22 protein-coding genes are annotated in these 22,605 nt (G+C 64.7%); 13 read left to right on the top strand and 9 right to left on the bottom strand.

The features are described from left to right. Window positions 1–58: 58 nt before the first annotated feature. The 4 genes from UNPA324_RS19230 to UNPA324_RS19215 all read right to left on the bottom strand — a co-directional run bounded on the left by UNPA324_RS19230 (window position 59) and on the right by UNPA324_RS19215 (window position 3,784). Window positions 59–1,189, bottom strand: coding sequence for an ABC transporter substrate-binding protein (locus UNPA324_RS19230; protein ID WP_128922910.1), 1,131 nt, complete (start codon window positions 1,187–1,189; stop codon window positions 59–61). Between the two features lie 58 nt (window positions 1,190–1,247). Next, window positions 1,248–2,126 (bottom strand): shikimate dehydrogenase, encoded by an 879-nt coding sequence (locus tag UNPA324_RS19225; protein WP_141935420.1) that lies wholly within the window; start codon window positions 2,124–2,126, stop codon window positions 1,248–1,250. A 156-nt stretch (window positions 2,127–2,282) separates the two neighbouring features. Continuing rightward, a complete protein-coding gene (locus UNPA324_RS19220; RefSeq protein ID WP_128922912.1) occupies window positions 2,283–3,221 on the bottom strand; it encodes a LysR family transcriptional regulator in 939 nt (312 codons plus the stop codon). 386 nt (window positions 3,222–3,607) lie between these two features. Then, a complete protein-coding gene (locus tag UNPA324_RS19215) occupies window positions 3,608–3,784 on the bottom strand; it encodes a hypothetical protein (protein WP_128922913.1) in 177 nt (58 codons plus the stop codon). Window positions 3,785–3,954: 170 nt separating this feature from the next. Here UNPA324_RS19215 and UNPA324_RS19210 point away from each other — a divergent pair, with 170 nt between their 5' ends. From UNPA324_RS19210 to UNPA324_RS19175, 7 genes are all read left to right on the top strand, one after another. Next, the gene (locus tag UNPA324_RS19210; RefSeq protein ID WP_128922914.1) at window positions 3,955–4,692 is read left to right on the top strand and encodes a helix-turn-helix transcriptional regulator; all 738 of its coding nucleotides are present in this window, start codon (window positions 3,955–3,957) and stop codon (window positions 4,690–4,692) included. An 86-nt stretch (window positions 4,693–4,778) separates the two neighbouring features. Beyond that, window positions 4,779–5,438 (top strand): acyl-homoserine-lactone synthase, encoded by a 660-nt coding sequence (locus tag UNPA324_RS19205; RefSeq protein WP_181769442.1) that lies wholly within the window; start codon window positions 4,779–4,781, stop codon window positions 5,436–5,438. A 1-nt stretch (window position 5,439) separates the two neighbouring features. Then, complete coding sequence (locus UNPA324_RS19200) at window positions 5,440–5,658, top strand: hypothetical protein (RefSeq protein WP_128922916.1); 219 nt, start codon at window positions 5,440–5,442, stop codon at window positions 5,656–5,658. 529 nt (window positions 5,659–6,187) lie between these two features. Then, window positions 6,188–7,105 (top strand): branched-chain amino acid ABC transporter permease, encoded by a 918-nt coding sequence (locus tag UNPA324_RS19190; RefSeq protein ID WP_018316878.1) that lies wholly within the window; start codon window positions 6,188–6,190, stop codon window positions 7,103–7,105. Continuing rightward, window positions 7,102–8,046, top strand: a complete 945-nt coding sequence (locus tag UNPA324_RS19185) for a branched-chain amino acid ABC transporter permease (protein WP_141935414.1) — start codon at window positions 7,102–7,104, stop codon at window positions 8,044–8,046. The genes UNPA324_RS19190 and UNPA324_RS19185 overlap by 4 nt, the downstream gene beginning before the upstream one ends. Continuing rightward, on the top strand, window positions 8,039–8,806 hold the full coding sequence (locus UNPA324_RS19180; RefSeq protein WP_141935412.1) for an ABC transporter ATP-binding protein: 768 nt from the start codon (window positions 8,039–8,041) through the stop codon (window positions 8,804–8,806). The genes UNPA324_RS19185 and UNPA324_RS19180 overlap by 8 nt, the downstream gene beginning before the upstream one ends. After that, window positions 8,799–9,512 (top strand): ABC transporter ATP-binding protein, encoded by a 714-nt coding sequence (locus UNPA324_RS19175; RefSeq protein WP_141935410.1) that lies wholly within the window; start codon window positions 8,799–8,801, stop codon window positions 9,510–9,512. The genes UNPA324_RS19180 and UNPA324_RS19175 overlap by 8 nt, the downstream gene beginning before the upstream one ends. A gap of 166 nt (window positions 9,513–9,678) precedes the next feature. On the opposite strand, the gene UNPA324_RS19170 is transcribed toward UNPA324_RS19175, so the two are convergent. Together UNPA324_RS19170 and UNPA324_RS19165 are read right to left on the bottom strand one after the other, a co-directional pair. After that, the gene (locus tag UNPA324_RS19170; RefSeq protein WP_141935408.1) at window positions 9,679–11,115 is read right to left on the bottom strand and encodes a glutamine synthetase family protein; all 1,437 of its coding nucleotides are present in this window, start codon (window positions 11,113–11,115) and stop codon (window positions 9,679–9,681) included. Window positions 11,116–11,266: 151 nt separating this feature from the next. Next, window positions 11,267–12,625 carry an aromatic ring-hydroxylating dioxygenase subunit alpha gene (locus tag UNPA324_RS19165; protein ID WP_141935406.1) on the bottom strand — a complete coding sequence of 453 codons (1,359 nt, stop codon included), beginning with the start codon at window positions 12,623–12,625 and terminating at the stop codon, window positions 11,267–11,269. 109 nt (window positions 12,626–12,734) lie between these two features. Between UNPA324_RS19165 and UNPA324_RS19160 the strand changes: the two genes are divergently transcribed. Together UNPA324_RS19160 and UNPA324_RS19155 are read left to right on the top strand one after the other, a co-directional pair. Then, window positions 12,735–13,520 carry an IclR family transcriptional regulator domain-containing protein gene (locus tag UNPA324_RS19160; protein ID WP_128922923.1) on the top strand — a complete coding sequence of 262 codons (786 nt, stop codon included), beginning with the start codon at window positions 12,735–12,737 and terminating at the stop codon, window positions 13,518–13,520. 68 nt (window positions 13,521–13,588) lie between these two features. Then, a complete protein-coding gene (locus UNPA324_RS19155; protein ID WP_128922924.1) occupies window positions 13,589–13,921 on the top strand; it encodes a PRC-barrel domain-containing protein in 333 nt (110 codons plus the stop codon). Between the two features lie 64 nt (window positions 13,922–13,985). On the opposite strand, the gene UNPA324_RS19150 is transcribed toward UNPA324_RS19155, so the two are convergent. From UNPA324_RS19150 to UNPA324_RS19140, 3 genes are all read right to left on the bottom strand, one after another. Then, window positions 13,986–14,666: a transglutaminase-like domain-containing protein gene (locus UNPA324_RS19150; RefSeq protein WP_128922925.1), complete on the bottom strand. Its 681-nt coding sequence runs from the start codon at window positions 14,664–14,666 to the stop codon at window positions 13,986–13,988. A gap of 94 nt (window positions 14,667–14,760) precedes the next feature. Next, entirely contained in the window at window positions 14,761–15,153 is a 393-nt protein-coding gene (locus UNPA324_RS19145; RefSeq protein WP_141935404.1) for a group II truncated hemoglobin, read from the bottom strand. Between the two features lie 288 nt (window positions 15,154–15,441). Next, window positions 15,442–16,350 (bottom strand): helix-turn-helix transcriptional regulator, encoded by a 909-nt coding sequence (locus UNPA324_RS19140; protein WP_141935402.1) that lies wholly within the window; start codon window positions 16,348–16,350, stop codon window positions 15,442–15,444. A 137-nt stretch (window positions 16,351–16,487) separates the two neighbouring features. On the opposite strand from UNPA324_RS19140, the gene UNPA324_RS19135 reads away from it, so the two are divergent. The 4 genes from UNPA324_RS19135 to boxB all read left to right on the top strand — a co-directional run bounded on the left by UNPA324_RS19135 (window position 16,488) and on the right by boxB (window position 22,452). Next, window positions 16,488–18,029, top strand: a complete 1,542-nt coding sequence (locus UNPA324_RS19135) for a benzoate-CoA ligase family protein (RefSeq protein ID WP_141935400.1) — start codon at window positions 16,488–16,490, stop codon at window positions 18,027–18,029. Between the two features lie 128 nt (window positions 18,030–18,157). Beyond that, window positions 18,158–18,976 carry an alpha/beta fold hydrolase gene (locus UNPA324_RS19130; RefSeq protein ID WP_128922929.1) on the top strand — a complete coding sequence of 273 codons (819 nt, stop codon included), beginning with the start codon at window positions 18,158–18,160 and terminating at the stop codon, window positions 18,974–18,976. A 190-nt stretch (window positions 18,977–19,166) separates the two neighbouring features. After that, window positions 19,167–20,855: a 2,3-epoxybenzoyl-CoA dihydrolase gene (gene boxC, locus UNPA324_RS19125; protein WP_141935397.1), complete on the top strand. Its 1,689-nt coding sequence runs from the start codon at window positions 19,167–19,169 to the stop codon at window positions 20,853–20,855. 145 nt (window positions 20,856–21,000) lie between these two features. After that, window positions 21,001–22,452 carry a benzoyl-CoA 2,3-epoxidase subunit BoxB gene (gene boxB / locus UNPA324_RS19120; RefSeq protein WP_141935395.1) on the top strand — a complete coding sequence of 484 codons (1,452 nt, stop codon included), beginning with the start codon at window positions 21,001–21,003 and terminating at the stop codon, window positions 22,450–22,452. Window positions 22,453–22,605: the final 153 nt, after the last annotated feature.

The raw sequence follows: 22,605 nt of genomic DNA, 5'->3' as shown, positions 1-22,605 counted from the left end.
CTCACCCTCTCCCTCTCCCCGCAAGAACGGGGAGAGGGAGAGGAAGGCGAAGAAAACCTCACTTCACCTTCGGCAGAACCTGTTTCACGACCTGCTTGCCTTCCACGACCTCGACCAGAAAGCTCTGGCGGTCGATGTCGCCGGTGTCGCTGAAGGTGACGTCCATCAGGATGCCCGGCTCGTCCGCGGCCTTGATGGTGAGACCGTGCAGCGTGTCGGCAAACTTCTTCGGGTCGACCTTGCCCATCTTCTCGGTGGTGGCTTTCACCATGTAGACGGCGAGATAACCCTTCAGACCGTTATGATCAGGGACGTAATTGTACTTCTTGGAAAACTTCTCGCGGAATTGCTTGATCAGGTCGACCGGCGCATCGGTGGTGAGGCCGACATGGCCGCGCGCGCCGTTGGCAGCATCGCCGGCGAGCTCGATCACCTTCTGGCCGATCAGCGTGGTCTCGCCCATCAGCGGCGCGGTGACGCCCTGGCGCTTCAGCTCCTTCAGGATGCGCGCGCTCTCTTCCTCGTTGAGGTAGACGAACACGGCATCGGGATTGGCCGCCTTGATCTTGCCGACGTCGGCGGCGAAATCGGCCTGGCCCGCTTCGGTGGAGAGGTCGGCGACCACCTTGGAGCCGAGACGGTCGAGCTCCTTGATGACGACGTCGCGCCCGCCGCGGCCGAAGTCGTTGTTGACCCAGACCACCGCGACCGTCTTCGCCTTCATCTCGTCGTGGATGTACTTCGCGACCTTCGGCATCGAGGATTGCTGGCCGAACGAGGTGCGGAACAGGAATTTGTTGCCGGCCTGCGTCAGCTCGGCGGCTTCGCCGCCCATGATCTGCGCGATGCCGGCTTCGGCCGCGAGTGGGGCTGTGACCTTTACCGAGCCGGAATAGCCGGGCCCGAGCAGCACATAGGGCTCGGCATCGAGCGCCTTCTGCACCTGAGCACGCGCCACGCCCGGATTGGACTGAGAGTCCGCGTGGGTCACCTCCAGCTTGCGGCCGAGCACGCCGCCCTTGGCGTTGATCTCCTCGATCGCGAGATCGATGCCGTTCTTCCAATTGGTGCCGACGGTGGCGCCGCCGCCGGAGAGCTCGGCGACGTCGGCGAGCTTGATCGCCTGGGCGTGGGCACTGGTTGCAGTCGCGAAGGCAAGCAGAGCGCCTGCCAGCAGGGTCGATTTCATGATGTCTCCTCCCATTTTTCGTCGAAATTGTCCGCGGCCTTGTGCCCGGCCGCTTCGGTTACGCTGCGTGATAGGCTGAGCTTCGTGCCGCCATCACCTCGTCAAATGCCTCTCCCATGACCTCGGTCGATGGGGCAAGGCCCGTGAACAGTTCGAAAGCGTCGGCCGCCTGATAGATCGCGAGCTCCCGCCCGGTCATGATCTTCGCGCCTTTGGCTTCGGCGGCCGCCAGCAGCGGCGTGATCAGCGGCGAGTAGACGGCATCCGCCACCCACAGCTTTTCATGCAGCAGCGCGGCCGCCACCGGCATGCCCCGGCTCGGCAGCATGCCGACCGGGGTGCCGTTGACGAGACCGGTTGCGCCGTGGAGCGCGTCCTCGACGCTTGCAGCGATCCTTGCGCCGCCTCGCGGCGCCAGCAGGGAGACGAGCGTCGCGGCGCGCGCCGGCTCGCTGTCGAAGATGCGGATGTCGGAAACGTTCAAGCTCGCCAGCGCAAAGGCGATCGCCTTGCCGACGCCGCCGGCGCCGATCACCGCAACGGCGTTGCCCGCCGGCGCCAGCAGCGGCGCGACCGCGCGCGCAAAGCCCGTGGTGTCGGTGTTGTGGCCGGTCAGGCGGCCCTCCTTGACCACGACGGTGTTGACCGCGCCCATCGCGGCGGCGCCGGACGCCAGCGCGTCGAGCAGCGGGACCACCGCTTCCTTGTAGGGGTAGGTGACGTTAACGCCGGCAAAGCCGAGCCGCCGCACGCCTTCCAGCATCATGCTGAGCCCGGTCGCATCGGCGCCGGCAACTTCGATCAGCTGATAATGGCCGCGCAGGCCGAGCGCCTCGGCGGCACGTTCATGCATGGCAGGGGACGCGGAATGCGCGATCGGCGCACCGATCAGGCCGGTGAGGAGCTTCTTGCTGGCGGCGTATCCGCGCGTGGACATGGTTCGCTATCGCCTCAAAGGGAGCGTTCGGTCCCGGTCATTAGCGGGGAAACCCGCGCAATTCCAAGGGGGCTTGCAACAGGGCTTCCAGGTCCGACGATAGCCTTTCTCCCGCCTAACACAATTACCCTTTTATCCGGCAAACCTAACATCATGTTATTTCTTCCGCCCCCGCACCGGCGCGGCTCTGCCGTTGCCGCGGGACGGCTCGACCGCGCGCATCTCGGCGCGCAGCGACGCGATGAAATACTCGGCATGGAGCGACAGCGGCGCGCCGCGCTTGACCGCGATGTAGGTGTCGAACCGCGTCGGCTCGGCGATCTTCAGGAGCTCGATCCCGGGATAGCCGCCATGGGCCACGGTGAATTGGTCGATGATGGCGATGCCGAGCCCCGCCTTCACCAGCGCGCAGACCGTGGTGCCGAAGCGCGCGCGGATGGTGATGTTGTAGTCGAGCCGGTTACGCGCGAAGATCTCGGCCATGATCCGGCCGTAGGGATCGTTGGGATCGATGCCGATCAGCGGATAGCGGGTCATCTCGGCGGCCGAGACCTGCTTGCGGCCGGCCAGCTCGTGGCCCGGCGGCACGATGCAGTACAGCTCGCCCGAGGCGAGCGGCATGAAGTCGAGCGCGGAATGCTCCAGCCGGTAGCTCATCGCGACGCACTCGCCGCGGCCGAGCATCAGGTAGTCGATGGCCTCCTCGAGCTTGAGGATGTTGATGTCGATGCCGAGATCGGGATAGCGGCGCCGGACGCGCTCGATCGCGCGGGGCACCATCACCTGCGAGATGCTCGGCACCGAGCCGATCCGCAGTTCGGACAACCCGCCACGGCCGATCTTTGAGATGATCTCGGAGAGATCATCGACCTTCTTGTAGACGCCGTTGATCTGCTCGAAGATGTTTTCGGCTTCGGGCGTCGGGAAGTAGCGCCCGTTCTGGCGCTGGAAGAAGCGGATGCCGAGCGAGCGCTCGGTGTATTTGACGAGACGGCTGATCCCCGGCGCCGAGACGTTGAGCAGCTTCGCCGCGCCGCCAATGGTGCCCGTCACCATCACGGCACGGATCACTTCAACCTGACGCAGCGTCATCATGCTCTTGGCACCCGAAAGACGATCGTGGCGCCGATCATCTCACGAGAGCCGTGGTGTCATCCAGCGGCAAGTGCGTCGATGTGGAGAGCGGGCCGCGCTCGTGTCTCGGACGCGCTGCAACGCCCTTGGCGTTGCGGCGCAGAGCCGGGACCCAGAACGCCAGAGAGGAAGTTGCGGATGGCCGGGCCCCGGCTCTGCAGCGCCTCGTCGAAGAGACGCTGCGCTGCGTCCGGGGCACGCGAGCGCCTGGGTTCGTCAACGTTGCCACAAGGGGAGAAGGAAGATGAACTTCGCCGTCAGATTGTTTCGACAAAAATCAGCGCGTGGCAATGGAAGAGCGGTGTCGGCGCGCGGTCTGTCGCATTGTCGTTGACCGCAACTGCGCTCTAGCTCGCCGGTCCCTCGGGCGAGATGTTGTCGGCCAGCTCCGCACGCTCGCTTTGCAGCACCTCGCGCGCGAACTCGATGATCTTCTGCTTGTTTGCCGTTTCGCGGACGGCGAAAAACACGCGATTCAATTCCAGGCCGAGCACGCTGTTGAGGGCGATGTCCTCGTCTTCCATCGTGGTTTTCCCGCTTCGGACGCGTTCAGGTGTATCGTGACACCAATTCTGCCACAAGTAGTTTAAATCTTCGAAGCAGACGGGAACACCGGCAAACTACGGGAAGCAGCGAATTGAGGCAGTCCCCAAATACGTGCTATATGCGAGAGCGAAGGTCAGGAAACGCACTGATGTCCGCCGTTGATGGCGTTGATTATGGCCGCGAGGCGCTCGACTTCATCGAAGGGCTCGGAGCCTATACCAAGGTTCCGGACGCCATGGACGCGCTTGCAACCGCGTTCGGCCGGTATGGCTTCGAACATATCATCGTGACGGGCTTGCCGAATCCCGAGCAGCGCTTTTCCCAGATGGTGCTCGCCAAGAAATGGCCGGCGGAGTGGTTCAGCCTCTATACCCAAAAGAGCTACGACCGCGTCGATCCCGTGATCCGCAAATGCCGGCAGACGGTGAACCCATTCGAGTGGTCTGAAGCGCCGTACGATCCGGAACTGGAGCCGGGTGCGGTGGAGGTGATGCGGCGCGCTGCCGATTTCCGCATGTCGCGCGGTTTCGTCGTGCCGATCCACGGCTTGACCGGCTACGAGGCCGGCGTCTCGCTCGGCGGCGTCCACCTCGATCTCAATGCACGCAGCAAGCCGGCGCTGCACCTGATCGGGATGTACGGCTTCGATCACATCCGCCGTCTGCTCGATCCGGCGCCGCATCCGTCGATGCGCCTCACCCCCCGCGAGCGCGAGGTGCTGGCCTGGGCTTCGCAAGGCAAGTCCGCCTGGGAGATCGGCGAGATCCTGCACATCACGCAACGCACCGCAGAAGAGCATCTTGCAACTGCCGCGCGCAAGCTCGGTGCCGTCAACCGGACGCATGCGGTCGCGATCGCGATCCGCCACAGAATCATCAATCTCTGAAATATTCGCCTACTGGGAAATTTCCCAATAGTCGGCTCGGCCGTTTTCGCTGAGGCTTCCCTGTATTGCGAGCCATGGGGGAGTTCATGATTCACGTGATTTCTGCCGTCAATCGGCACCTCTACGAGGACGTCCTCGAACAGCATTTCCGGGTCCGCCACGAGATCTTTGTCGAGGAGCGGAAATGGGAGGCGTTGCGCAAGCCTGATGGACGCGAGATCGATACCTACGACAATGACGACGCGATCTACCTGCTGGCACTGGAAAACCGCCGGGTGCTCGGCGGCTCCCGCCTGTATCCGACCACCAAGCCGACGATGATGAGCGAAGTGTTCCCGCACCTCGCGGCGGTGCGCGGTTGTCCGTCGGATCCGCTGGTCTGGGAATGGTCGCGCTTCTTCGTCTCGCGCGAGCGCCGCGACGGCGCATTCAATCTGCAATTGATGGCGGCCGCGCAGGAGTTCTGCCTCGAGCAAGGCATCGAGCGACTTTGTCTCGTCATGGAGACCTGGTGGTTGCCGCGGTTCCACGACATCGGTTTCGTCGTCACGCCGCTGGGACTGCCCGCCCTGGTGGAAAATTCCTGGACCATGGCGGCAACGATCGAGGTCCGTCAGGAGTCGCTCGATGTCGTGCGTGACCGTATCGGGATGACGAGCGTGGTCCAGCAGGACGGTCCGCTGATCGACTGTATCGCGCGTGCCAACCTTTGCGGCACGGCCGCCGCGCAACGAAAGAGTGCCTGAGATGTCGAACATGATGCGGGACAGCCAGATCATGGCGCAGACCAGGGACGAAACTCTCGGCTACATGTCCGACATGGCGCTCGAGCTGGCGCAGATGGCGGAGGACACCGGATTGGCGACGCTCGCCTATCTGTTCCGGATGGCGGCGCTGGAGGCCTCGACGGCCAACAGCGTGCTCGCCGAACCGGATGACCTTCCCCAGCAGATGACGTCGCACTAGACGCATCCGCCTTTACATTTCGACGAAGTCCGCATCCTCTCCTCGGACAACAAGCCGAGGGGAGGATGATTGCATGTGGACCCAAGAGATTGGCCGCTAAAGGCTCCACGGCGTCATGGCCGGGCATAGCCGTCCGAAGGACGGTGTCGCTTTCGCTCGCCTATGTCCCGGCCATCCACGTCCAGCCACATGGCACGAAGAACGTGGATGCCCGGGCCTTCGCCTCGCAGAAGCGGCTTCGGCCGCGCAGGCGGGACAAGCCCGGGCATGACGTCCTGCGGCAGGTTGCCCCAGCCTGCACGGCAGCTTTCTTGCAAGCGCTTTGGCAAGGCGTTTTGGTTCTGGCCGGGCGGACTTTGCGGCGCGCCGGGATGCAACAAAGTGCATGTTTGGTGTCGAATCGCTCTTGCCTCGGAACGATACTGCCATTACCCATTTTTCGGCCTTGAAGAGGCAGGGGGAGCTCTTTCACTGATGGCGACATCGTTCGAACATCGGCGCGACGCTGCGTGCGCCTGAAAGAGTCTTGATGCTGCTCGTCGTCGAACAGTTCTTGAACGGATTGCAGTTCGGCCTGCTGCTGTTCCTGCTCGCCGCCGGTCTGACGCTGGTGTTCGGGATCATGGATCTCGTCAACCTCGCGCACGGCTCGCTCTACATGATGGGCGCCTATTTCGCCGCGACCTTCGCGGCGTGGACCGGCAGCTTCCTGCTCGGTGCGCTGATGGCGCTCGGCGCGACGCTGGTGCTCGGCATCGTGCTCGAGATGAGTGCGCTGCGGCATCTCTATGGCCGCGACCATCTCGACCACGTGCTCGCGACCTTCGGCCTGATCCTGTTCTTCAACGAAGCCGTGCGGCTGATCTGGGGCCCCGCCGGCCTCGCGCTGCCGCTGCCGGCCTGGCTCACCGTGCCGGTGCCGATCCTGCCCGGCATTCACTATCCCGCCTATCGCCTCGCCATCATCATCGTGGCGCTGCTGGTGGCGCTCCTGCTCTATCTCGGCGTGATGCGAACCCGCATCGGCATGCTGATCCGGGCAGGGGCCTCCAACCGCGAGATGATCGGCGCGCTCGGCATCAACATCAAGCTGCTCTACACGCTGGTGTTCGGCTTAGGTGCGGCGCTCGCAGGGTTGGCCGGGCTGATGCAGGCGCCGATCCTCACCGTGCAGATCGGCATGGGCGAGAACATCCTGATCCTCGCTTTCGTCATCATCGTGATCGGCGGCATCGGCTCGATCCGCGGCGCGTTCCTCGCCGCGATCTTCGTCGGCATGATCGACACGCTCGGCCGCGCCTTCCTGCCCAATCTGCTCCGGCAGGTCTTGAGCGGCGCCGCCGCCTCCACCGCCGCGCCCGCGCTGTCCTCCATGCTGATCTACCTGTTGATGGCGATCGTGCTGGTGGTGCGGCCGGAGGGGCTGTTTCCGGCCAACCGTCGATGAAGAATTTGACTGTGAGCAAGGCCGTCACGGCCCTGATGCTGGCGGCCCTCGTGCTGCTGCCGCTCTATTCGCAAGCGTCCGGCAACGTCTTCATCCTGACGCTGTTCACCCGCATCATCATCCTGGCGCTGGCGGCGGCGAGCCTCAACCTCATCATGGGCTTTGGCGGCATGATGAGCTTCGGCCATGCCGCCTATCTCGGCATCGGCGGCTATGCCGTCGGCATGCTGGCGCAGGAAGGCGTCGGCTCCGGCTTCATCCAGTTTCCGGTCGCGTTCGCGGCCTCCGCGATCTACGCGCTGGTGATCGGCGCGCTCTCACTTCGCACCCGCGGCGTCTATTTCATCATGATCACGCTCGCCTTCGCCCAGATGGCCTACTACGTCGCCTCGGGCCTTGCGCGTTACGGCGGCGACGACGGCCTCACCGTCTACAAGCGCAGCGACTTCTCCGGGCTGATCAACCTGTCGAACCGCACGCAGTTCTATTATCTCTGCCTTGCCTGCCTGCTCGGCGTGATCGTCCTGATCTGGCGCATCGTCAATTCGCGCTTCGGCCTCGTCGTGCAGGGGCTGCGCTCCAACGAGCAGCGCATGCAGGCGATCGGCTTTCCCGCCAAGCGCTACCAGCTGGTCTGCTTCGTCATCTCAGGCACCATGTGCGGCCTTGTCGGCGCGCTGCTCGCCAACAACACCGACTTCGTCAGCCCGGCGGTGATGTACTGGACCCGCTCCGGCGACCTCATGGTGATGGTGATCTTAGGGGGCATGGGCACGCTGTTCGGCCCGATCATGGGCGCGGTGGTGTATCTTCTACTGGAAGAATTCCTGTCGCAGATCACCGAATATTGGGCGCTGATCATGGGCCCGCTGCTGCTGCTGATCGTGCTGTTCGGGCGCGGCGGCATCATGGGCATGCTCGGGAGGGTCGGCCGTGGCTGAACCTCTGCTCCGCGTCGAAAAGCTGGTGCGTCGCTTCGGCGGCATCATCGCCACCGACAATGTCTCGCTCGACGTCGCGGCCGGCGAGCTGCACGCCATCATCGGCCCGAACGGTGCCGGCAAGACCACGCTGATCAGCCAGCTCACCGGGCATCTCGCGCCGCATTCCGGCAGCGTCTCGCTGGCGGGGCGCGACATCACATACTTACCGGCCTATCGCCGCTGTGCGCTCGGTCTCGCGCGTTCGTTCCAGATCACCTCGCTGCTGCTCGATTTCACCGCTGCGGACAACGTCGCGCTGGCAGCGCAGGCGCATGCCGGCACCTCGTTCCGCTTCTTCGCCAATGCGCGCAAAGAGCGATCCTTGCGCGATGCCGCGCATGCCGCGCTCGACCGCGTCGGTCTCGCCCATCGCGCCGATGTGCTGGTGTCGAAGCTGAGCCATGGCGAGCGGCGCCAGATCGAGCTTGCGGTCGCGCTCGCCAGCAAGCCGAAACTGCTGCTGCTCGACGAGCCCATGGCCGGCCTCGGCGTCACCGAATCCCAGGGCATGGTGAAGCTGCTCCAGGAGCTGCGGAAAGAGGTCTCGATCGTGCTGGTCGAGCACGACATGCCGGCGGTGTTCGCGCTCGCCGACCGCATCTCGGTGCTGGTCTATGGCCGCGTCATCGCCTCCGGCGATCCCGCCGCAATCCGGGCCAACGAGGACGTCAAGCGCGCCTATCTCGGCGACCAGCATGTGGTGACGCATCATGGCTGACACGCTGCTCGACGTCGACGGCATCGAGACCTGCTACGGCCTCTCCCAGGTGCTGTTCGGCCTGTCGCTGTCGATCAAGCCGGGCGAGATGGTCTCGCTGATGGGCCGCAACGGCATGGGCAAGACCACCACGATCCGCTCGATCATGGGCCTGACGGCGGCCCGCGCAGGCGCGATCCGTTTTGCCGGCGCCGAGGTCAGGCAGCTGCCGTCCTACAGAATTGCAAAACTCGGCGTCGGTCTCGTTCCCGAGGGACGCCAGATCTTTCCGAACCTGACCGTGCGCGAAAACCTGGTCGCGGCCGCCGCCGATCGCTTCGGCAGCCCCAATCCCTGGACGCTGGCGGCGATCTACGTGCTGTTCCCGCGCCTCGCCGAACGCGCGGCCAATATGGGCAACCAGCTCTCCGGCGGCGAGCAGCAGATGCTCGCGATCGGTCGTGCGCTGATGACCAATCCGAAGCTGCTGATTCTGGACGAAGCGACCGAGGGCCTCGCGCCGCTGATCCGCGAAGAAATCTGGCACTGTCTGTCGCTGCTCAAGAGCCGGGGGCAGTCGATCCTGGTCGTCGACAAGAACGTCGACCATCTCGCCCGCATCTGCGATCGCCATTACATCATCGAGCGCGGCAAGACGGTGTGGAGCGGCAGCTCCGACGAGCTGATGGCCGAGCCGGATCTGCAGCACAAGTATCTGGGGATTTGAGGCCGCGTGAGGGGCAAAGAGCCCGCGCCGCACACTCGTCATTGCGAGGAGCGACGAAGCAATCCAGGCTGCCTCTGCGGAAACATCTCTGGATTGCTTCGCTGCGCTCGCAATGACGGTGGAGAGAGCGGTGTCCCTCTCCAACGACTCCCTGGGGCGATACAGCTCAAAACACCTCGAAATACTCGCGGTGCTCCCAGTCGGTCACTTCGGACAGGAAGCGGTCGATCTCGGCGTTCTTGATGTGGGTGTAATAGTCGACGAATTCCGCCCCGAGCTTCTCGCGGAAGAACGGATCGTCCTTCAGCGCGGCGACGGCATCGCGCAAGCTCTTCGGCAGCAGCGGCGCCTTGGTCTCGTAGGGCGTGTCGGCGGAGGGGCCGGGATCGAGCTTGCGGTCGACACCGTCGAGGCCGGAGAGAATCTGAGAGGCCATGTAGAGATAGGGATTGGCGGCGGGCTCGCCGATGCGGTTCTCCAGGCGCGTTGCGGCATCACCCGCGCCGCCGAGCACGCGGATCATCACGCCGCGATTGTCGCGGCCCCAGATCGCGCGGTCCGGCGCCAGCGAATAGGAGCGGTAGCGCTTGTAGCCGTTGATGGTCGGCGTGGTGAACAATGTCGAGGCGCGGGCGTGGTCGAGCAGGCCGGCGAGGTAGGCCTTGCCGAACGCGCTGAGCGGTTCGCCGCCGTCCTTCGCCATGAACTGGTTCTCGCCGCTCGCGCGCGAGACGATCGACTGATGCAGATGCCAGCCGCTCGCGAACACGTTCGGCAGCTTCGGCCGGCACATGAAGGTGGCGTGATAACCGTGGCGGCGCGCGATCTGCTTCACCGCGGAGCGGAATAGCACCATGTTGTCGGCGGGCTCGAGGCCCTTCCGCGGCGCGAAGGTGAATTCGCACTGGCTCGGCCCGAACTCGACCTCGACCGAGCGCAGCGGCAACCCGAGCGCGACGATGTCGCGGCGCAGAATCTCCAGCACCGGCTCCATCTGGTCGAAGCGCTGCTCGGTGAGGTATTGATAGCCGTGGCTGAGCAGGCTCACCGACGGCGGCGTGCCGGGCTGGCCGGCATCCTCGGGCCGCATATGCGCGTCGTCGAGCCCAAAGATGTGGAATTCGACCTCGAGGCCGGCGACGAAATCGTGGCCGCGGCCGGCGAGCTCGTCGAGCACCTTGCGGTAGAGCGAGCGCGTCGCGAACGGCACCGGGCGGCCGTCGGCAAAATAGAGGTCGCACAGCACCCAGCCCGTCGCCGGCGCCCATGGCAAGACGCGAAACGTGGTGGGGTCGGCGACCATCAGCACGTCGGCCGCGCCCTCCATCTCCTTCATGCCGAAACCGCCGCCCGCGGTGAACACGGGAAATACCGTGCGGTGCGAGGTGTCCTTGGCGAGCATGGTGGTGGTGATGGAGCAGCCGCTCTCCAGCGAGGCGATCGCTTCAGTGGCGATGATGGTCTTGCCGCGCAGGATGCCGTGCTGGTCGGGGAAAGCGAGGCGGATGACCTCGAGATTCTTCTCCTCGACAATGCGGCGCATGCGCGCTGCGGCGTCCGTTTGCTCATCCGACCACAGCGCATGACGCGCGACGAAAGTCACTTTGGTACTCCTTCAGTCGTGAGGCGCGAAGCATGCGCCACATTCTCCGTCATTGCGAGGAGCTCTTGCGACGAAGCAATCCAGGGTCTCTCCGGAGAGGCAGTCTGGATTGGCTCGCTGCGCTCGCAATGACGGGGATAGGCCGTCACTCTTATTCCGCCGCCGTCAGCTTATGCACGTTATCGGCGATCTCCTTCGGCACCGGCGCGGTCCACGGCGCGCCGCGGCGGCGCTTGACGTCGACCTCCATCCAGTAGGTCTCCCAGCCCCGCGTCGGCCCGATGCCGTCCATGGTCGCCGGTCCCTGGATGCTGCGTGCGTTGGCTTCGTCCAGAAACAGCATCGGCTTCTCGCCGCCGCAGACCTTCTCGATCTCCTGCCGCAGCAGGCGGCGGTACTGCACGATCGCCTTGTCGCTCGAACCGAGATGCTCCTTGGTGCGGTCCTGGATCGCGCCCATCGATTCCACCGCCCACTGGTCGTGGACGTTGATGTCGGTGCCCATGCCGGTATAGGTCGCGGTCTGCTGCTCGTGTGGATCGAAGCCGTAATCGTTAGCTCTGTTCTTGCGCGACTTGTAATCGGGCAGCTCATAGAGCTCGAGCCGCTGGTCGCGCATCTTCTGCTTGTCGACCGGGTTCGAATAGCTGGTGAAGATCGCGTACCAGTAGCAGTTCTCGTCATCGACCGGCACGTGCCACTGCGTGATCGTCATCTCCGTGCTCATGGGGATGACGAAGCCGTGCGGGAAGAGCTGGTTGGTGACGCGCACGTGGGTGCGCTCCTCGTCGATCTCGCGCAGCGCGATCAGTCTGAGGCCGTATTCGGTGTGCTCGACATTGATGATCGGACGGTCGTACTCGCGCAGGATCTTCGTCATCGGCAGATCGGACCCGGCGGAGGCGCCACGGAATTGCTTGCCGTAGGCGGTGGAGGTGTCCTCGTCCTCGAAGAAGCGATGCAGGTAGGAGGCGTGCGCGGGATCGATGCCCACCTCCAGCGCCTGGAGCCAGTTGCAGGCCATGTGGCCCTTGAATGCAAAGGTGTGCGTGCCGGGCGCGACGAAGCAGTCGATCTCCGGGAAGGCGGGCGGGGTGCCCTCGCCGAGATAGGCCCAAAGGATGCCGCTCTTCTCGACCACGGGATAGGAGCGTTGGCGGATGTTTTGGCAGAGTTTTGAGTCTTTCGGCTCGGCCGGCGTCTCGATGCATTGGCCGGTCGCGTCGAACAGCCAGCCGTGGAAGGCGCAGCGCAGGCCGCCATGCTCCAGCCGCCCGAAGGCGAGGTCGGCGCCGCGATGGGCGCAGTGGCGATCCATCAGGCCGTAGCGTCCCGTCTCGTCGCGGAACAGCACCAGGTTCTCGCCGAGCAGTTTGACCGGACGGATCGGGCGAGCGCCCTCCAGCTCGTCCACCAGCGCCGCCGGCTGCCAGTAGCTCCGCATCAGTCTGCCGCACGGATCCTTCGGCCCGGTGCGGATGATCAGGTCGTTCTGCTCCTGGCTCATCATGGCGCATGCATCCTTGTGGAGTGGCGTCTGTTCGCCTATTGAACGAATGGGCGAATTATGACATGCCTTGGACCGGCAGCAAGCACTATTTTGCAGGATTGTCCCACCCATGCCCAAGCTGAAGCGGAGCGAGAGCGAGGAGCGCGCGACGGATTTCGTCGAGGCGCTCGATCGCGGCCTGCGCCTGCTGCAATGTTTCGGCACGAATGCAGGCCCGATGACGCTGAGCGATCTTGCCCGCGCCGCCGATCTGCCGCGCGCCACGACGCGGCGCATGCTGTTCACGCTTCAGCGCGGCGGCTTTGTCAGCGGCGACGGCAAGCTGTTCTCGCTGACGCCGCACGTGCTGACGCTGGCAGCGTCCTATTTGCGGTCCAATCAGCTCGTCGCGGTGCTGCAGCCCGTGCTCGATCGCATCGCGGCCGCCGCGCAGGAAATCTCATCGCTCGCCGTGCTCGACGGCGATGACGTCGTGTTCATTGCCCGGGGGAGTCCGGCGCGGGTGTTCTCGGGCGGGTTGGAGATTGGCTACCGCCTGCCTTCCTTCTGCACCTCGGTCGGCCGCGCCATGCTCGGCCAGCTCGACGATGCGGCCCTTGCCGCGCGTCTGAAGGCGATGACGCGGGAGGCGCTGACGCCGCAGACGGTGACGGACCCGAAGGCGCTGCTCGCCCGCATCACCGCCGACCGCGCGCAAGGCTATTCCCTGGTCGACCGCGAGGCCGAACCGCATTTCCGCTCGATCTCGGTCCCAATCCGCCGTTACGACGGCGTGATCGTCGCCGCCATCAACATGGGCGCCCATGTCGATCGCGTGCCGGCGCAGGAGCTGATCGATCGCTTCCTGCCGTTGCTGCAGGCGGGGGCGGCGTCGTTGCGGTCGCAACTCCTGTAGAGTAGAGCCATTCCCGCTGTCTCGAAACTGGTGCTATAATGCAAGCATGAGAGAACAGGGAGGACGCCATGAATCATACCATGGTTCCCAGTGATCGCGTGGAGCGCGTCGCCGTTTACGGCCGCGACGGTACGAAGCTCGGCACGATCGAACGGCTGATGCTCGACAAGATGAGCGGAATGGTTGCCTATGCGGTGATCAAGACCGGCGGACTGCTCGATACCCATCATCACTACCCTCTGCAGTGGAGCGCGTTGAAATACGACCCGCGGCGCGAGGCGTTCCAGATCGAGTTGACTTTGGACGAACTCAGCAGCGGCCCGTGCGAGTTCGATGGCGATGCGTTCGACTGGGGTGACCGTTCGCGGTCCTACCCGCATCCGCATTATTGGTCGGTCTAGCAAGTCGGCCTGGCTGCGCGTCTAACGGTGCGGACACGGCGTCGGGAGGCGCGCTCATCGTGCGCTACCGGGCCTCGGCCTCGCGCTCCATGTCGCGGCCCGAAAGGTCCTCGCCCTGCATGTTGGCATAGTCACGCGCCATCTCGCGCATCAGGAACTTGGCCGGGACGTCGTGATAGGTGCCGCGGTCGTTGACGTATTGCATGTAGGCGCGGCCCTCGGCGTCGAAGGGATGCAGCAGCGCGTCGGTGTGACCGTCGAAATCGAGCGGCGCCACGCCGACCTTGGCGCACAGCGTGTCGTTGAAGGTCGGCGTCGCCTTGCGCCAGGCGCCATCGACATGCACCTCCGTAAAGCCGTGCCAGGTGAAGATGTCGGTGCCCATGCTCGCGCGCAGCTTCTCGGTGGTGAGATGGTTCTTCACGTCGGCAAAGCCGACCCGTGCGGGAATGCCGTGGACGCGGCAGGCGGCGGCGTAGAGCGCGGCCTTGCCGACGCAATAGCCCTGGCCCGCGGCAAGCACGCTCGAGGCGCGAAACGTCTCGGCGACGCGCATGCTGACATAGGGGTTATAGCGGATGCCGTCGCGCACCGCCTTGTAGAGCACGCTCGCCTTCTCGCGCGCACTCGCATCCGCGCGCACCGCGTCGTTCGCAAAGTGCTGCACGGTGGGATGATCGCTGTCGATGTACTCGCCGGGATCGGTGTAGAGGCGGCGGATGGTGTCGGGGAGGATGTCGGTCATGTCCAGAGCTTAGCAGGCGATCGCCGCGGAACTCAAATCACGCGATACGGGTGCATGGTGCGCCTTCGAATTGCGCTGAGGCGCTGCCTCCGTCTCACTGCCGGTTGCGCATCCAGTCGGCAAGCCCCGATAGCGCCTTGTCGAGCTCCTGCCGCGCAGTGCTATCTGTGATCGTCTCCTCCATCGCGCCGCGCATGCAGAGCATCCACGCATCGCGCTCGGCATCGCCGATGGCAAAGCCGAAATGGCGCTGGCGCAGCCGCGGATGGCCCTTCTCGGGGGTGTAGAGGCGCGGGCCGCCGGTCCATTCGGTGAGATAACGCTTCAGCACGTCCCTGATCAGGCCGAGGTCGTCCGCGTGCATGGCGCGGATGACCTTCGCCTCCGGCAGCGTGTCCATGCGCTCGTAGAAGCGATCGACGAGGGCGTCGATCGTGGCGCTGCCGCCGATCCGCTCGAACATGGAGGTGACGTCGGTAGAGGTCATTGTCGGTCCCAAGGCTTGCTGATGGACGTTGATACCGTGTGGCGGGAGGTTGGGCAAAATCCCCGCTGTCGTCCCGGACAGCGCAGCTCTGGACAACGCAACGCGTTGTCGAGAGCGGAGCGCCGGTCCGGGACCCAAAGCCACAGGGAGATGTCTGGCGAAGACTCGTGGTTGCCAGCTCGCGCAACGACTTCTCCCTGGGAGTATGGGTCCCGGATCTGCGCGCGCTTGGGGCGCGCTTGTCCGGGACGACAGCGGAGAGTGTAGCTCTAGCGAGATCCAATCGCCCTACAGCGCCACACTGCGCAGCCCGAAGCTGCGGGCCTCGTTCTGCAGCACCGGCCTTACCGCATCGATCAGCCGCGCGGCGGCCGCATCAACGGAGAGGCCCGCAGTGTCCACCACCGCGGTCGCGCGCGAATACAGCGGCTCGCGGCTGAGCAGGATGTTGCGCAGCTCCGCCATTGCAGAGCGATCGTCCGCCATCGGACGCAGGTCGCCCTGGCGACGGACCCGGGCCATATGTTCCTCGGGCTCGGCCTTCAGCCAGATCGTGTAGAACGAAGTGAGGATCTGATCGAAGGTCAAAGGCTCCGAGACGATGCCGCCGCCGGTCGCCAGCACCATCAGCTCGTTGCGCGCCAGCAGCTGCTGCAGCGCCGCCTGCTCCATGCGGCGAAAGCCCTCCTGGCCGTAGAGCGCGATGATCTCGGCGACCGAGAGCCCGTTCTGCTGCTCGACCTCCTTGTTGAGCTCGACGAAGCTCCAGCCGATCTTCTTCGCCAGCATTCGTCCGAGCGTCGACTTGCCGGCGCCGCGCAGGCCGATCAGCGCGATGCCGCAGAACGGCGCGCGCCGCGGCGCGGTGGCGCTGCCCCCGGCGAGCAGATCCTTGGCCTGCGCGATCTGCGCCGGCGTCGCCTTGCGCAGGAGATCGCGAAACATCTGCCAGTCCGGCGTCGGCTCGGCCGAGGGAAGCAGGTCCTCGAGATGCGCGCCCATCGCGTCGGAGACGCGGCGCAGCAGCACGATCGAGACGTTGCCCTTGCCGCTTTCGAGCTGCGCGATGTAGCGCTCCGAGATTCCTGATACCTTGGCGAGCACCTTGCGCGACATGCCGCGCAACGCGCGCATGGTGCGCACGCGCTGGCCGAGCTGTTCGAGGAAGTGGGATTCGGCGTCGGGACTGTCGGTCATGAGCCTTCTTTAAGGGATGTCTTCTTGAAGGTTGTCCTGCGGCGCATTTTAATGAAACATAGTGCCTGCTGCCATTGACAGCAAGCCGCCGCGGTGTCTTTCTATGAATTATAATTCTAAATTCGGGGGAGAAGTCCGTGAGCGAGGGATCCTACAACGCGGTGACCTGGCTGCTCGACCGTAACGTCAGGGAGGGCCGGGGTAGCAAGCTGGCCTTCGACGACACCGTCTCGCGGCTCACTTATGGCGAACTCCAGCAACAGACCCGGCGCGCCGCGAACATGCTGCGCCGGCTCGGCGTCCGCCGCGAGGAGCGTGTCGCGATGATCATGCTGGATACGGTCGACTTTCCGATCGTGTTCCTGGGCGCGATCCGCGCCGGCATCGTGCCGGTGCCACTGAACACGCTGCTGACCGCGGATCAATACGCCTACATCCTCGCCGACTGCCGTGCGCGCGTGCTGTTCGTCTCCGAAGCGCTCTATCCCGTCATCAAGGACGTCGTCGGCCGCATGCCCGACCTCGAGCATGTCGTGGTCTCCGGCGCCAAGCAGAACGGCCACAAGCAACTTGCCGAGGAGCTCGCCGGCGAGAGTGATCAGTTCACCACCGCCGCGACGCATCCCGACGAGCCGGCGTTCTGGCTCTACTCGTCGGGGTCAACGGGCATGCCGAAGGGCGTGCGCCACATCCATTCCAATTTGCAGGCGACCGCCGACACCTATGCCAAACAGGTGCTCGGCATCCGCGAGAGCGATGTGTGTCTCTCCGCCGCAAAGCTGTTCTTCGCCTATGGGCTCGGCAATGCGCTGACCTTCCCGATGTCGGTCGGCGCCAGTGTGATCCTCAACAGCGAGCGTCCCACGCCGGCGCGCATGTTCGACCTGATGAACCGCTACAACCCCTCGATCTTCTACGGCGTGCCGACCTTGTTCGCGGCGATGCTCAACGACGAGACGATGAAGGCCGAGCGTGGCGGCAAGAGCTTGCGCATCTGCACCTCCGCCGGCGAGGCGCTGCCGGAATCCGTCGGCCACAGCTGGAAGGCACGCTTCGGCGTCGACATTCTCGACGGCGTCGGCTCGACCGAGCTGCTCCATATTTTTCTCTCGAACGCGCCCGGCGACATCAAATACGGCTCGTCCGGCAGGCCGGTGCCGGGCTATGCGGTCCGGCTCGTCAACGAAGCCGGGCAGGACGTCGCCGACGGCGAGGTCGGCGAATTGCTGGTCGATGCGCCCTCCGCCGGCGAAGGCTATTGGAATCAGCGCCACAAGAGCCGTCGCACCTTCGAGGGACCGTGGACCCGCACCGGCGACAAATATGTCCGCGACAGCGAGGGCCGTTACACGTTCTGCGGCCGCGCCGACGACATGTTCAAGGTCTCCGGCATCTGGGTCTCGCCGTTCGAGGTCGAGAGCGCGCTGATCACGCATCCCGCTGTGCTGGAAGCGGCCGTCGTGCCGGAAGCCGATCCGGAAGGCCTGTTGAAGCCAAAAGCCTTCGTCGTGCTGCGCCCCGGCGCGACAACGGCGGGGTTGCAAGAGATGCTCAAGGAGCACGTCAAGCAGAAGATCGGCCCGTGGAAATATCCGCGCTGGATCGACGTGGTGGACTCGCTGCCGAAAACGGCGACGGGCAAGATCCAGCGGTTCAAGCTGCGGGAAGGGACGCATTAGTCGACCAGGCACGACGGTTCGTCATGGCCGGGCTTGACCCGGCCATCCACGTGCCACCGCGAATGAGGAAAGACGTGGATGCCCGGGTCAAGCCTGGGCATGACGACGGAGAGAAAGAGCGACGCTCCATGACCAACCTCACTCCCACCGGCTTCCTCAGCATCGGCACCGCCAGCCTCGAATACAAATGGCTCGCGCCGCAATCCGCCGACGCGCCCACCATCGTCATGCTGCACGAAGGCCTCGGCTCGGTCGGCCTGTGGGGCGATTTCCCCGAGAAGCTGCAGCAGGCCACCGGCGCCGGCATCTTCCTTTACGCGCGCGCCGGCTACGGCCAATCGAGCTCCGTCGCGCTGCCGCGCCCACTCGATTACATGCAGCGCGAGGCGCTCGACGTGCTGCCGAAAGTGCTCGACGCGATTTCCTTCAAGCGCGGCCTTCTGCTCGGCCATTCCGACGGCGCCTCGATCGCGGCGATCTATGCCGGCTCACACCAGGATCACCGTCTGCAGGGCATCGCATTGATCGCACCGCATTTCATCGTCGAGGACGTCTCGGTGAAATCGATCGCGGCGATCAAGACGACGTTCGAGACCACCGACCTCAAGGCAAAGCTGTCGCGCTGGCATAAGGACGTCGACAACGCCTTCTATGGTTGGAACGGCGCCTGGCTCGATCCAAAATTCCGCGATTGGGACATCTCCGAATACCTCGCTTATATCCGCGTCCCAGTCCTTGTCGTCCAGGGCAAGGACGACCAGTACGGCACCTTGCGTCAGGTCGAGATCGCGCAGGAAGAGTGCTACTGCCCGGTCGACGTGAAGATCATCTCTGGCGCGGGCCATTCGCCGCAGCGTGAGTCGCCGGTGGCGACGCTCGAGGCGATCGCGCAGTTCGCGACAGCGGCGCTACGCGATGATCAGGGGCTGCAAGGCCGCGCGGCGTGATGGCGGCGGCGGTCTGACAGATACCGAACCCGCAGAACGCAACGGGCTCGGAGCGTCCGCGCCGTTCGTCTCCCTCTAGATGAAACAAAATGCATGTGAGCCCGTTTAAGGGGTAGACGCGTCCAAAAAGATGCACTATTGTGCATCTAACGCTACGGCGATCATGCATAATCAAGCTCAGGGATGACCCATGGCCGGGGAAGATCGGCGCCTCGCAGGCGGCGCGACATTCATCGATTTTCAGACCGAACCGTCCCGCTACAAGCACTGGAAGCTCGCGGTCGAGGGCGACGTCGCGACGCTGACCATGGATGTCGACGAGAGTGGCGGCCTGTTCGAGGGCTATCTGCTCAAGCTCAATTCCTACGATCTCGGCGTCGACATCGAGCTTGCGGACGCGCTTCAGCGCCTGCGCTTCGAGCATCCCGAGGTCAAGGTCGTGGTGATGCGATCGGCCAAGAACCGCGTGTTCTGCGCCGGCGCCAACATCCGCATGCTCGCGGGCTCCACGCACGCCCACAAGGTCAATTTCTGCAAGTTCACCAACGAGACCCGCAACGGCATGGAAGATTCTTCCGAGAATTCCGGCCAGCGCTTCATCACGGTGGTGAACGGCTCGGCCGCCGGCGGCGGCTACGAGCTGGCGCTTGCGACCGACCACATCATCCTCGCCGACGACGGCTCCTCTGCCGTTGCGCTGCCCGAGGTGCCGCTGCTCGCGGTGCTGCCGGGCACCGGCGGCCTCACGCGCGTCGTCGACAAGCGCAAGGTGCGCCGCGACCACGCTGATTTCTTCTGCACCATCGAGGAAGGTGTGAAGGGCAAGCGCGCCGTGCAATGGCGTCTGGTCGACGAGATCGCGCCGAACTCCAAGTTAGAGGCCAAGATCGCCGAGCGTGCCAAGGAGTTCGCGGCGGCCTCGAAGCGCAACGGCAGCGGCAAGGGCATCGCGCTGACGCCGCTCAAGCGCCTGATCGACGAAAACAGCATCCGCTACGGCTTCGTCACGGTCGACATCGATCGCACGGCCCGCATCGCCACGATCTCGATCAAGGCGCCGGAGACTGCGCCGCCCGCCGACATCGACGGCATGATGGCGCAAGGCGCCTCGTTCTGGCCGCTGCAAGTGGCGCGCGAGCTCGACGATGCCATCCTGCATTTGCGCATCAACGAGCTCGAGATTGCCATGCTGGTGTTCAAGAGCCATGGCGACCGCGCCCACGTGCTCGCGGCAGACGCCTTCCTCGAAGCCAACAAGGCGCATTGGCTGGTCAACGAGATCCGCCATTACTGGAAGCGCGTCTTGAAGCGCATCGACGTCACCTCGCGCACGCTGGTGACGCTGGTCGAGCCCGGCTCCTGCTTTGCCGGAACGCTCGCCGAGCTCGTCTTCGCCGCCGACCGCTCCTACATGCTGATCGGCACGCGCCAGGGCGACAACCGTCCGCCGCCGTCGATCGAGCTCTCCGCGATGAATTTCGGCCCCTATCCGATGAGCCATGGCCTGACGCGGCTGCAATCGCGCTTCCAGGCCGATCCCTCCGATGTGGAGCGCGCGGAAGCAACGCTCGGCACCAGCCTCGACGCCGAACAGGCCGAGGAGCTCGGCCTCGTCACCTTCGCGCTCGACGACATCGACTGGGACGACGAGGTTCGCGTCTTTCTCGAGGAGCGCGCCAGCTTCTCGCCCGACAGCCTCACCGGCATGGAGGCAAGCCTGCGCTTCGTCGGCCCCGAGACGATGGAATCGAAGATCTTCGCGCGCCTCACCGCGTGGCAGAACTGGATCTTCCAGCGCCCCAACGCGGTCGGCGAGGAAGGCGCGCTGCGCCGCTACGGTAGCGGCCAGAAGCCGAAATTCGATATGACGCGAGTGTAGCTATCGTGTCCCGGGCGCGCTGCGGCACAAAGTGACGCTGCGCAGAACCGGGACCAGACGGACCAGACATAGGTCCCGGCTCAGCAGTGCAGCACTTCGCGCCGCACTGCGTCCGGGACACGAGACCGGAGCAAGGAGCACGGCCATGAACATGAACATCATGAACGTCGACTACTCGACCAAGATTCCGAACAACGTCAATCTCGCCGAAGACCGCCAGGTGCTCAAGGCACTGGAGGGCTGGCATCCCGGCTACATGGATTGGTGGAGCGACATGGGGCCGGAAGGTTTCCAGGAATCGCTGGTCTATTTGCGCACCGCCTATTCGGTCGATCCGCGCGGCTGGGCCAAGTTCGATTATGTGCGCATGCCCGAATATCGCTGGGGCATTCTCCTGGCGCCGCAGGAAGAGAACCGTGTCGTGCCCTTCGGCGAGCATTATGGCGAGCCGGCCTGGCAGGAAGTCCCGGGCGAGCACCGCGCCATGCTGCGCCGCCTGATCGTGATCCAGGGCGACACCGAGCCGGCCTCGGTCGAGCAGCAGCGCCATCTCGGCAAGACCGCGCCCTCGCTCTACGACATGCGCAATTTGTTCCAGGTCAACGTCGAAGAAGGCCGTCACCTCTGGGCGATGGTCTATCTGCTGCAGAAATATTTCGGTCGCGACGGCCGCGAGGAAGCGGACGATCTGCTGCGCCGCCGCTCCGGCGATGCCGACGCGCCGCGCATGCTGGGCGCCTTCAACGAGGCGACGCCGGACTGGCTGTCCTTCTTCATGTTCACCTACTTCACCGACCGCGACGGCAAGATGCAGCTGCATTCGCTCGCGCAGTCCGGCTTCGATCCGCTGTCGCGCACCTGCCGCTTCATGCTGACGGAGGAAGCGCATCACATGTTCGTCGGCGAGACCGGCATTACCCGCGTCGTGCAGCGCACCTGCGACGCCATGCGCGAAGCCGGCATTACCGATCCCACCGACATCGCAAAGGTCCGCGCGCTCGGGGTGATCGATCTTCCGACCATCCAGAAGAAGCTGAACCTGCACTACACGCTGTCGCTCGACCTGTTCGGCTCGGAAGTCTCGACCAACGCGGCCAACGCCTTCAACGCCGGCATCAAGGGCCGCTATCACGAGACCCAGATCGAGGACGATCACCAGCTCAAGAACGCCACCTATCCGGTGCTGAAGTTCATCAACGGCGAGATCAAGCTGGTGGACGAGCCGGCGCTGACCGCGCTCAACATGCGCCTGCGCGACGATTACAGCCAGGACTGCGTCAAGGGCATGCTGCGCTGGAACAAGGTGATCTCGACCGCGGGCTACGACTTCAAGCTGGCCTTGCCCAACGTCGCCTTCCACCGCCACATCGGCGAGTTCAAGGACGTGCACGCCACGCCCGACGGCATTTTGATCGACGACGCCACCTGGGCCAGGCGCAAGGACGAGTGGCTGCCCTCGGCCAGCGACGGCGACTTCATCACCTCGCTGATGCAGCCCGTTACCGAGACCGGCAAGTACGCCTCGTGGATCTCGCCGCCGAAGGTCGGCATCGACAACAAGCCCGGCGATTTCGAGTACGTGAAGATCGAGTCGTAAGAGCTGAAAGCGAGGCGCAGCGCGCGCCACACACTCACCTGTCGTCGCCCGGCTTGACCGGGCGATCCAGTATTCCAGAGACTGTTGTGATAGAGCCGGGAGGCCGCGGCGTACTGGATGCCCCGGTCAAGCCGGGGCATGACAGCGGAGTTT

The organism is Bradyrhizobium sp. UNPA324, assembly GCF_006658635.1.
Taxonomy (GTDB): domain Bacteria; phylum Pseudomonadota; class Alphaproteobacteria; order Rhizobiales; family Xanthobacteraceae; genus Bradyrhizobium; species Bradyrhizobium nanningense.
Note: the sequence above shows the minus strand (reverse complement) of the source record. Positions and strands in the feature narration are given on the sequence as shown.